Source organism: Marivirga sp., from assembly GCF_024636815.1.
Lineage (GTDB): Bacteria > Bacteroidota > Bacteroidia > Cytophagales > Cyclobacteriaceae > Marivirga.
Genome location: NZ_JAGXGF010000167.1, coordinates 1 through 11,212, shown reverse-complemented (window position 1 = coordinate 11,212; position 11,212 = coordinate 1). Strand labels below are relative to the sequence as shown.

Below are 11,212 nucleotides of genomic sequence, written 5' to 3'. Positions count from 1 at the left end.
TCCCTGAAGTTACACTATTTAAGAATGATACTTTATGGGTAGGGACTACAGAAGGGCTTTTTTATTTAAATGAAGTAAAAGATTATGAGACTCTTCAGAAAAAGCTTTTCCAAAAAGTAAGAATTTCCTCTCCAGAGAAGTCTTCAGCAGAAAATGAAGAGTCAAATAATTTTTTAGAGGGGCTTTTCAACTCTGGAAGTAATAAATCTGAAGAGGACTTCATAGATAATGAATTGAAAAAATATAGAGAAATTTATCGAAATGAAGGAATTAGATTTTTAGCATTAAAGAGAAAGCTAGATGAAAAAGAACAACAAATTCGAGACTCCATTCAATATGCTAATAGCAAGAAAACAAATTCTCAAAAGAATAAGTCAAGTTCAACTCCAAAATACCGCACAGTCGTAAAAACCATTGATATTAGTAGACTAAAATCGATCGATTTTGAATATCAAAAAATAAAGGGCATTGATGGCCATGTAGAATCTTTAACCAACACAGATGAAGGATTAATCGCGAGAAGCAATACCGGAATTTTCATACTAAATTCAGAGAGCGTTACTAAAATTTCTAATCTCAAAATGGTGAAAAAAGTTTTATATCGCAAAACGGATAAACTTTTATGGCTTACAAATGAGCAAGGATTATTTAGCTTAGATTTATCATCCAATAATTATATTCTAAAAAAGCATTCTGATAACACCTTTAATGACCTCATATTTATAAACAATCAATTAATTGCTGTAGGTTATAATACTATTGAAATCTTTAGCTTACAGGACAATTCATTAAAAACAATACAGAAATTAAATATTGTAAATAACTTCTCAGAAGAGCTGAACATCTTTATGGAGGATGGTAAAATTAAACTTTTACGTTCAGATGCCATTCTAGAGCTAGACTCCAGTTCTTCAAAATTAAAAATAGATTCAGTATTTAACCCCCCGTTAAAATATTTCTTAAAAGATCAAAATGAACAGATATGGATTTTATCTTCACAAGATGAATGGAGCATTATAAATGGAGAGTTATCAAGTCAAGCTAAAAAATGGCTACATATTGTACCTCCTGTAAAAGGTATAAACATGATAAATGATTCCACCATATTTTTTTCCACTAATGAACGGATTATACGATGGAAGTATAGCTCTTCAGAAGATTATCCAATGCCTAAAACTTTTATTGATGGTGTGATGGTAGAAAACAAATGGGTAAAGAATAAGGGATTTATAAAACTTCACCATGGACAAAATAATTTAAAAGTAATTTTAAGTACACCAGAATATTTATTTAAAGAAGATATTGAATATCAGTATTATGTAAAAGGATTGATGGATGAATGGTCTACATGGTCTAAAAATAGAGAATTAGATTTTCCTTATATTCCAACTGGTGATTATAAACTGCAAATAAACGCCAGAACAATTCTCAATAATGAGGTAAGTAATTTTGATTTTAATTTTGAGGTTATGCCTCCATATTGGCAAACCTGGTGGTTTTATATTTTAGAAATAGCTTTTTTCAGTATACTAATATTAATATCAATTAAATTAAACACGACTAGTCAGAGCTCATATCTGACTAAAACCTTTACTTTCCTGACTTTAATTTTATTCTTAGAGTTTTTAGCGACAGTCCTAGAAAATAATTTAGAAGGATATGTTGACGAATCACCAGTTTATACCTTTATTATTAATGTGATTTTAGCTTTATCAATCTCACCTATTGAAAAAGGAATTTCTAAATTGTTAATTGTTTTCAACTCATCCCGCAGCAAGAAATTGATCTCTAAAATGAGAAAAAACCAACTAAAGAAGAAAAATGAGTAGAGTAAAAATTGAAGAACCCGATAAATATTTATTTACCGCAAAAATAACCACTAGAATAACTGATCTGAATTATGGTGGTCATGTTGGTAATGACCGTATTTTTGCTTTTATGCACGATGCCAGGGTTCAATTTATCAAATCATTGGGATACAAAGATGAAATGAATTTTGACGGATTAGGTAATATTCAAACAGATGCTGCCATAAGCTATAAGGCAGAAGTTTTTGCTTATGAAGAATTAGAAATTGAAGTCGGAGTGATGGATTTAAATAAATACGGTTGCGATTTTGTTTACAGATTTACAAAGTCAGATGGAAAAATGGCGGCAATTGGAAAAACAGGAATCATTTTCTTTGATTATGAAAAAAGAAAAATTGCTAATATGCCGGAATCATTTCTTAAGAAAATAGAGTAGTCAGGTATTTTTACCTGACTACATTTACTCCACCCCTTTGTTCATAAGTTCTACCCCCTTCTTCTGTACTTCTGAAGTTGATTATATAGGCATATAAACCTTGTGGTACCTGCACACCATTTAAATCTGTGGCATCCCATTCAAAGTTTTTATCATTTGATTGAAAAACAATAGTCCCCCACCTATTGAAAATAATAATTTGAAATTCTCCTACATATTCATTAGCAAAAACTCTGAATGCTCTGTTTTGAGCTATTGAACTTGCTGGTCTAACCGCATTTGGAGCAAATACCTTAGGTGCACAATCTTCCAAAACTGTAGCCGTAACATTGTATTCACATCCGGCAGCGGTTAATATTACGTTATATTCGCCTGGTTCATTCGCCACTATAGTTCTGCTATTAGAAGTGCTCCCATTAGGGAGAGTCCATGTATAACTTCCAAAAGAACCGGGATCTAAAGTAACGGTTCTTTCCGTTTCCAATCCGGTAGGACAAATGAAATAAGTACTTTGAATATTGGGTTCAAATATTTCTTGTACAGTTAAATTTCTATTGATGATAATAGGGTCACAGCCTCCGGGACCATTATCATTTACTGTAAATGTATAAGTTCCTGATTCTGTAATATTCCATTCTAAGGAGCTTTGAGAATTATCCACAGTAGGAATATTTACCCCTTGAGCATTTACTAAGGAAACATTATAACTTCCACTTGCTCCACTAACAAATCCTCTTAGTAAAACTGTACCATCCTCGCAATTTACTTCTGATTCTAAACTAGCTTCTAGTGGTGTGAAAACCTCCTCAACATTAATGGACATTGAATCTGCACAAGTAATATTACCTCTTGGACTAGCCGTAACGGTAAAGGTTCCCGTTTGATTAACTATGATACTTTGACTCTGAGCACCATTACTCCAATTAAATGTAAAGTCATTAGGATCTTGACCATCCATAATTACAGTAAGTTCTTGTCCTCCTTCGCAATTAACAATATTTTCAATATCTAAAATCTCTGCCTGTGGGCTTAACTCAACATTGATCATAGCGGTAGATGGACATAATGCTCCTTCGGTAGCGGTTACCTCATAAAGACCAGCAGATACATTTGAGGAATCAACTGGATCAGGTGAGATAGTAAAAATTGCATTTGAATTTAAACTTTCCAAATAAGCATATAGATCATATCCCGAACCACATCCAAATACATTATCATCGGGATTAAAACTAACTGAATCAGGTAAAACGATATTGAAATCAGATACGCCTAAGCAGCCTGCTCCACTTTGATCAAGCACTTCAATGCTATATGTGCCTTCACTTAATCCGCTAACAGTAAAAGTAGTCGTAGTTGAAGTACCGTTCTGCTCAACATTTCCATCTTGATTAATTATTTCCCAAACATAATCTGGATTTAAAGTACCAGTATTGGCAGTAAGTTCAACATCAATAGCCTGATTATTTGGCTCACAATCCGAAGTTTGATTTACAACTACATTAAAATCCGTATTGGTAAGCGCAACAGTTTCGGTTGTGGTACAGTTAGTTAAGTTGTCAATAACAGTAATATTATAAGTACCAGCAGCAAGATTGGTAGCATTTGTCTCATTATCTGGAACTGCTGTTGGTCCTGACCAAGTTATACTCAAATCATTTGAACCTCCATTTACACTAATTTGTATTTCTCCGTCACTATTCCCACAACTTGCATTAACCGTATTACCAACCGTGATGATTGGATTTTCATTTATGACCACTTCAATTTCATCCTCTGCAAAGCAATTAGGATCTAAAGGATCCGGAATTTCAACTCTAACCAAATAAGTACCCGGAACACTTGTATCAACATCATAATTTTGACCAGATTCAGACTGTTGAATATTATTCAGGAACCAACGATAAGAAAATGCGTTTGCACCTGCATCTAATCTTAGACTTTCATCTTGACATAAAATTCTATCGCCACCTAAATCTGCTTCATAAGGAGGCCCTACAAAAATTTCAGCGGTTGAGATACAGCCATTAACACTGGTAATGGTCACTGTATAGTTTCCTGTTTCCGTAACTTCAATTGTTTGAGTAGTTTCGCCTGTACTCCATAAATAAGTATGTCCCGCCTCATCTACTATATCTTCACCTAATGTTAAAGTGCTTCCGCAAAATGTTCTGGGACTGACTACATTACTCACATCAGGACTAGCAAACAATTCAAAATTCTCAACCAAAAGTTCATCATAGCCGCATTCATTCGTTATTCTTAATGATGCTTCATAAGCTCCCGGATCTAAGTCAATATCCAAAGTATCATTTTGATTATTTGATGTGTAAACACTGCTGCTGCTTCCTACCGGTGTAATAGTCCAGCTGAATTGATCAAAACTAGTTTTACCTACACCTTGTAAAATAATTGGATCAGAAGTACAGCCAGCTATAACATTAATAGATGGCTCTTGATCTGGAGTCGAAAGGTTTTGCACAAAGTTAGGGAGTCCTAATCGACTTGTTCTTCCTGCCAAATTAAATGGTTGTAAGCTAGCAGCTAAATTATCGCCATTTTGAGGCAAAAATCTTTGATCAGGTGATCCAATAGTATAAACATCAGGACTATTATTGGCTGCTATATAAATCTGGCCATTCGGCCCAGTTTGTAAGGCTCCTGCCTCAAAATTAAGATCTGCAACAGTTACACTGTCTGGGTTTTCAATCTCTTCAATAGTATAATCATCATTTACTGGAATTTGGAGCAATAATGAGTTTTGTCCATTACTGATGGTAGCATAAAGTAAATTACTGCTAGGTGAAAACTCAATTCCATAAACTGTACCTCCAAAATTCACATCGAGTAAAGCGTCCTCCCAGTTATCCAAACTGTCTCTTCTTAAGAAATCAATAAAAGCACCACCAGAATTATAAGCCTGAGCAACTTTATCGCCCCCAGAAGCATATTTTAAATATCCATTTGCAGAGGAATTAGAAAAATAATTACTCCCTTCTGATATATATTCAGCTGCATTAATTCCTTGAGCATTAACTGGATAAGATCTATAGCTATTACTTCCTAGCTCATGAGTTAAAACGTTAGTATTTTGAACACCTTGAGCAGCCACCTTTTCAGTACTTCTACTATAAATTTTTCGGCCTTTTAAAACTACATCTCCCAAACCTTCATTTAATTTCATGTCCACTAATGCATAGGAAAATACATTAGTGCCTGAGCTCGCATCTTCATTGAGAAATAAGTAAAAAAGAGAAGGGTCAGAACCGTGAGCAACTGCTATTACTCCTTGGGATGCATCAGGATCACCACCTAATTCAGTTCCGTTCGCCATTACATTATGATCAGAATCCCAAATTACATCTCCATTGGTATAAAAAAGTAAATCACCATTATCATCAGAAACTGTAGTACATCCCTCGGCAGCTTCAATATTTCCATCTGTGACGGCTATAGGCCCAGCATCTCCATTAAAATCTATACCTGCGCCATCTCCAAAATACCAAAAATTAGATAATTGCTTCTGTTCCTCAAATAAGGTAAGTTCAAAACTGGCTGTAACGGTACAATTCCCTACTGTAACGGCTGCAGTATAAACCCCTGATTGTAGGAAAGTAGCAGTACCATCTCCATTATCAGTAAATTTCTCTGGGTCAGGGTTAATCCAAACAACCTCATCGGGATTGGAACCATCAGAAAGCGTTGGTCCATAATTTTCTAGTGGAAGCTGGCAAACTGTGGTGTCTTGCAACTGCACTTCAGAATCAAACTGATTAACGGTAACAGCCGCAGAATCAATAAAGAAATTTCCGCCAGCATTTATAGTTAATACAACATTAAATTGTCCTGCCTCTTCATAAATAACATTAGGACTTATAGCATCTGATGTTTGCCCATTTCCAAAATTCCACGAAAGAGAGGTAACATCATCCAAATCGCTATAATCAGCAAAAAATGAGACTGGATTATTTTGACAAATCGTTTGATTGAGTGCTGAAGCATACCAATCGAATCTCACATCACCATCAATTAAGGCGGGTGGTGCGATATTTGGTAAGTTTCGGGCTTGTCCAAAGGAGTTACCATTGAATAAATTCCATTCAACTGTCAAAGAATCTGGAATTGAATCTGCTGCCAAAACCCTGCTTAAAAACTCCTCTGCTCCATTATTATATAAAAAATATAAATTGCCATCCGGTCCATTTTTGAGGGCATCTACATTTGAAACTGTTCTATTTAAAATATTCTCAGAACTTGCACTATCCAAATTCACCTGAATAAGACGTCCTTCTCCAGTATTATTATTGTTTCTACTATAATACAAGTTTCTTCCACCAACTGACCACTCAACATCTGTAATGATTTGATTTACAGCCCCAGTATTTGCTAAGATATTTTCGTTTTGAAATACAGGATTTGCTATATCTGATAAATCTAAATCCAAGAGAATCAGGTTTTTCGGACTCCCACCGACATTTGCAGAAGACAGGGCCAATTGTATGGTATCGCTTTCTTGAGATCTGACTGAAACATTATTCAAGCTATAATCAATAGAGAAAACATGGTCTGCCACGCCTTGAAGTGTTCCATCATTTAGGACTTGTGCCATTTCCAAACTGTTGCCCGATTGAAATAACATAAAATAACTATCTCCTACTTTATAAGAATTAACAAATTCGCTCAAATTGGAAAAGCCTGTGTTTTGAGCAGAAGAGGTAACTTCTCCAAATTCACCTAATGCCATATCAACACTTAAAATCTGTAAGTTACCCGTTGCATTTATAATATAAACGTAAAAGATATTATCATTCGGATTATTTGAAGGGGCAATTGCCACCGGGTGTCTTAAAGAATTATCCCCACCAATTGCATTTCCACCGGGAAGCACATTATGGTTTTTACCATAAATAACAGCTCCATCGGTATAAAATAATAATTGCCCATCCACTGAATTGGCCGCAACAGCAGATCCTTGATTTCCAAAGGGCGTGGCTTGGTTTTCAATTAGTAACGCTTGTCTGTCATCATTTCTATCGAATTGAATGGCATCATTATTATTTCCAAAAAACCAGAAGGATTCGGAAAAGTCCTGTGAAACAGCTGCTTGAGCAGTAAACAACAAGGAAATCAATACAAATTTTAATATTTTATTATTCATACAATTTGAGAATTGTCAGCTTCAATCTTTTAACGCAAAATAAGCAAGATAAATTTTCTTTCTAGAGAAATATATGATTTATCAAAAATTAACGTTTATTACATTAAATCGAAATTTAAAAATAAAAAGATAAACAAAGGAGCAATTTACTGTTTTTCAATTTTTTAATAGAAAATAATAAAATTTTTATTCTTATTATATCTCTTTATTACTTATTTCCTATCTTTCGGTAAATTTTGAAATTAAATTTGTGTTGTGCAGGATAATTTAAAAAGAAAAAGTTTATTCGTTCTATTGCTAATTGGAGTCTTTTTTATGGCTTCTAATGAAATTAAGGCACAAGACCCTCAATTTTCTCAATTCTATGCGGCCCCATTATATTTAAATCCAGCTTTTGCAGGAAACACACAGATGAGCCGTGCAGGAATTAATTATAGGAACCAGTGGCCTAGTATTAATGCGAATTTTGTAACCTATTCGGCTTACTTCGATCATTATTTTGATAGATTAAAAAGTGGAGTGGGTTTAATAATTTCTCGAGATGAGGAAGGAATTGCAGGTTTAAGATCTACATCAGTAGGTGCGCAATATGCCTATCAATTAAGATTAAGTGATAATTTAACTTTTAGACCAGGCGTTCAAGTAGGTGTTTACAACCGAAATTTAAATTTTAGCCAATTAACGTTTGGTGATCAGTGGGATCCTGACACCCAAACCTTCCAAAATCCAACAGGCGAAGCAGCTGCAGGGCCAAGTGTAACTTTCTTAGACCTTTCATTCGGAGGTGTTCTTTATTCAGAAAATTTCTGGTTTGGCTATTCAGTATTCCACCTCAATCAACCCAATCAATCAATCTTAGGTGAAGATAGCAGATTACCCATGAAGCATTCATTTCATGCTGGTTATAAAATCCCTTTGAATACGGGTTACAGAAAAGGCTATACGAAAAGAGGAGACGAGAGGAGCATTACCCCAACCGCCCAATATAAAATGCAGGGAGGATTTCAACAATTAGACTTAGGACTTTATAGTACTTTAGAGCCGATGGTTGTTGGGCTTTGGTACAGAGGAATACCTTTTCAAACGCCCAATGGATTTTCGGCATCTGAATCTTTAGTCTTTTTGGTAGGGTATTCTTATGAAAAACTAGCAGTTGGATATAGTTTTGACTATACCTTATCTGATCTGGGAATAAGAAGTGGTGGTGCTCACGAAATTTCAATTACATATATTCTTTCACTTACTGATCCAAGAAGACCACCAGCAGATAAATTAGTAATCCCTTGCCCTAAATTTTAGTATAATTTATGATTTTTAATTCCGATCAATTTTTTACGATCATTATACTGGTGGTAGTTTTAGACTATGCCCTAAATACTGTCATTGATTTATTAAATTTTAAAAAAGCCAATTCAAAATTACCAGATGACTTAAAAGATATTTTTGATGAAGAAAAATATCTTAAGGCGGTTCAATATCAGCGAGTAAATACAAAATTTGGTTTATGGAGTGGCTTGGCTAGTTTAGTTATCATGCTCTTGGTATTAATCTTCGGCATCCTGGGTGATTTAGATTCCTACGTAAGGCAACATTTCGATTCTGTAGTAAGTCAAACCTTAGCCTTCTTTGGCATCATTTACATATTAAATGACATTTGGAATATTCCGTGGCAGTGGTACTCTACATTTAAAATTGAAGAGAAATTCGGATTCAATAAAATGACCCCTGCCCTATTTTGGAAAGATAAATTAAAAGGATATTTATTGACCGTAATCGTAGGTGGGATTTTATTAAGTGTATTAGTATTTCTTATCACATGGATTGGACAGGATTTCTGGTGGATATTTTGGTTAGTCATCACCCTATTCATGATTGGAGCAAATTTCTTCTACACTAGCTGGATACTGCCATTATTTAATAAATTAGTGCCTTTAGAAGAAGGTTCTTTAAGAGAGAAAATTATGGGCTATGGCAAATCTGTAAATTTCCCAATTGATAATATCTACATAATGGACGGCTCCAAAAGGTCATCCAAAGCCAATGCATTTTTCTCAGGTTTTGGTAAAAGAAAGAAAATAGTATTGTTCGATACTTTATTAGAAAAGCAAACTGAAGAAGAATTAGTAGCTATTTTAGCACATGAAGTAGGACATTACAAAAAGAAGCATACGATTTCAGGACTCATAAGCGGTACCTTACAAACTGGAGCTATGTTATTCATCATGTCTTTTATGATTTTTAACCCTGCATTAAGCCAAGCCTTAGGTGCTGAGCAACTTAGTTTCCCAGTTAATTTCATAGCTTTTGGAATCATATATACTCCTATTAGTCTTATATTATCATTGTTTTCAAATTTCATTAGTCGAAAACATGAGTTTCAAGCTGATGAATTTGCTACAATTACTTACAATGGGGAAGCATTGCAAAATGCCCTTAAGAAGCTCTCAGTGGATAGTTTGAGTAATTTAAAGCCTCATAAATGGTATGTATTCTTTCATTACTCACATCCTCCACTATTGCAAAGACTAAAAGCTATTGATAAGCACAAATAAAGATTGTATTAATTTTAAAGAAAAAATTTATCTTTATGTCTCGATAATACTAATATCACTTTAAATGGTTATATTTCTCATCATAAACCTGAGAAATTCTAATCCGTTGAAGAAAAGTATTGCTTGAGCTAATTATCAGCTGAAAATAATTTTAAAGTATATTATCATGAAAAAATCACTTATAGTATTATTCTGCATAAGCATTTCTACAATGGTTTTTGCCCAACAGAATAAAGTAGATGACTTAATCTATAGAGGTGAAAATCTTTTTAAAATTCAAAACTACGAGGGTGCAGTAAAATCCTTAGCTGAAGCCGTAGAATTAGGTGCCAACGAGCCTTATGTGAATTATATGCTAGGCGTCTCTTATTTGAAATTACCAAACGTAACTGACCAGTTAAAAGCTACTACAATCTTTGGCAAATTAGAACAGCAAGATAATTTTTCTGATTTACCTAATGACGCTTTTTATTATATGGCGCAAGCTTTTCATAAAAACTTAATGCTCGAAAAAGCAAGTAAATATTATAATCAATATTTAAACAGCTTAGGTGAAAACGATAGAAAAATCCGATCAGAGGTAGAATTAGGACTTACCCAAGTTGAGAATGCCAAAAGATTAATGGGACAGAAAAAAGACATCAACATTCAAAGAATGGCCCCGCCTATTAACTCAGAATTTACAGAGTATAATCCTGTAGTTTCTGCTGATCAATCTGTCATGGCTTTCACTTCATTAAGACCAAATAAAAGAACAGGAAGAGCAGCCGAAGAAGTATATATCACATACAGAAAATCCGGAGACTGGGGTGAGCCAAGTAGAATTGAAATCAGAACAGATGAAAATGTAGGTACTGCAGGGATTTCTGCAGATGGTCAGCAAATGTTGGTTTTTATTGGTTCTGGAAACAAAGGAAATCTTTACCTTATGAGAAAAGAGGGTGACGGTTGGAGTCAACCTTCTGCTATTGAAGGCTTAAATTCACGAGATTTAGAAAGTACCGGATCAATTACTCCTGATGGCAAGAAAATATACTTTGCCAGTAACCGCCCAGGTGGTTTTGGTGGATTGGATATATGGGTTGCTGAAAATGTAGGGAACGGAAAATGGGGTAATATTAAGAACCTCGGTCCGGAAGTAAATACTCAATATGACGAAGATGCTCCTTTTATTCATCCTGACATGAAAACTCTATATTTTACCTCTAATGGTGAAAACTCTATGGGTGGAAGAGATATTTTCAAAACCAATACATTGGGT

5 protein-coding genes and 1 pseudogene are annotated in these 11,212 nt (G+C 34.4%); 5 read left to right on the top strand and 1 reads right to left on the bottom strand.

The window, feature by feature from the left end:
• Both Q0L29_RS12405 and Q0L29_RS12400 read left to right on the top strand, forming a co-directional pair.
• On the top strand, positions 1 to 1,829 hold a 1,829-nt coding region (locus Q0L29_RS12405; RefSeq protein ID WP_296622096.1), incomplete at its 5' end, for a triple tyrosine motif-containing protein.
• Positions 1,822 to 2,244, top strand: a complete 423-nt coding sequence (locus tag Q0L29_RS12400) for a thioesterase family protein (RefSeq protein ID WP_296622094.1) — start codon at positions 1,822 to 1,824, stop codon at positions 2,242 to 2,244. The genes Q0L29_RS12405 and Q0L29_RS12400, both read left to right, overlap by 8 nt.
• A 10-nt stretch (positions 2,245 to 2,254) precedes the next feature.
• On the opposite strand, the gene Q0L29_RS12395 is transcribed toward Q0L29_RS12400, so the two are convergent.
• Entirely contained in the window at positions 2,255 to 7,399 is a 5,145-nt protein-coding gene (locus Q0L29_RS12395; RefSeq protein WP_296622093.1) for a PKD domain-containing protein, read from the bottom strand.
• Positions 7,400 to 7,654: 255 nt separating this feature from the next.
• Between Q0L29_RS12395 and Q0L29_RS12390 the strand changes: the two genes are divergently transcribed.
• The 3 genes and pseudogenes from Q0L29_RS12390 to Q0L29_RS12380 all read left to right on the top strand — a co-directional run.
• Complete coding sequence (locus Q0L29_RS12390; RefSeq protein WP_296622091.1) at positions 7,655 to 8,698, top strand: type IX secretion system membrane protein PorP/SprF; 1,044 nt, start codon at positions 7,655 to 7,657, stop codon at positions 8,696 to 8,698.
• An 8-nt stretch (positions 8,699 to 8,706) separates the two neighbouring features.
• Positions 8,707 to 9,951, top strand: a complete 1,245-nt coding sequence (locus tag Q0L29_RS12385; RefSeq protein WP_296622089.1) for a M48 family metallopeptidase — start codon at positions 8,707 to 8,709, stop codon at positions 9,949 to 9,951.
• A gap of 166 nt (positions 9,952 to 10,117) precedes the next feature.
• Positions 10,118 to 11,212 (top strand): annotated as a pseudogene (locus Q0L29_RS12380) (hypothetical protein); the annotation flags it as partial.

Coding starts and splice junctions, on each gene's coding strand:
- Q0L29_RS12385 (WP_296622089.1), top strand. CDS start 8,707: ATGATTTTTAATTCCGATCAATTTTTTACGATCATTATACTGGTGGTA.
- Q0L29_RS12400 (WP_296622094.1), top strand. CDS start 1,822: ATGAGTAGAGTAAAAATTGAAGAACCCGATAAATATTTATTTACCGCA.
- Q0L29_RS12395 (WP_296622093.1), bottom strand. CDS start 7,399: ATGAATAATAAAATATTAAAATTTGTATTGATTTCCTTGTTGTTTACT.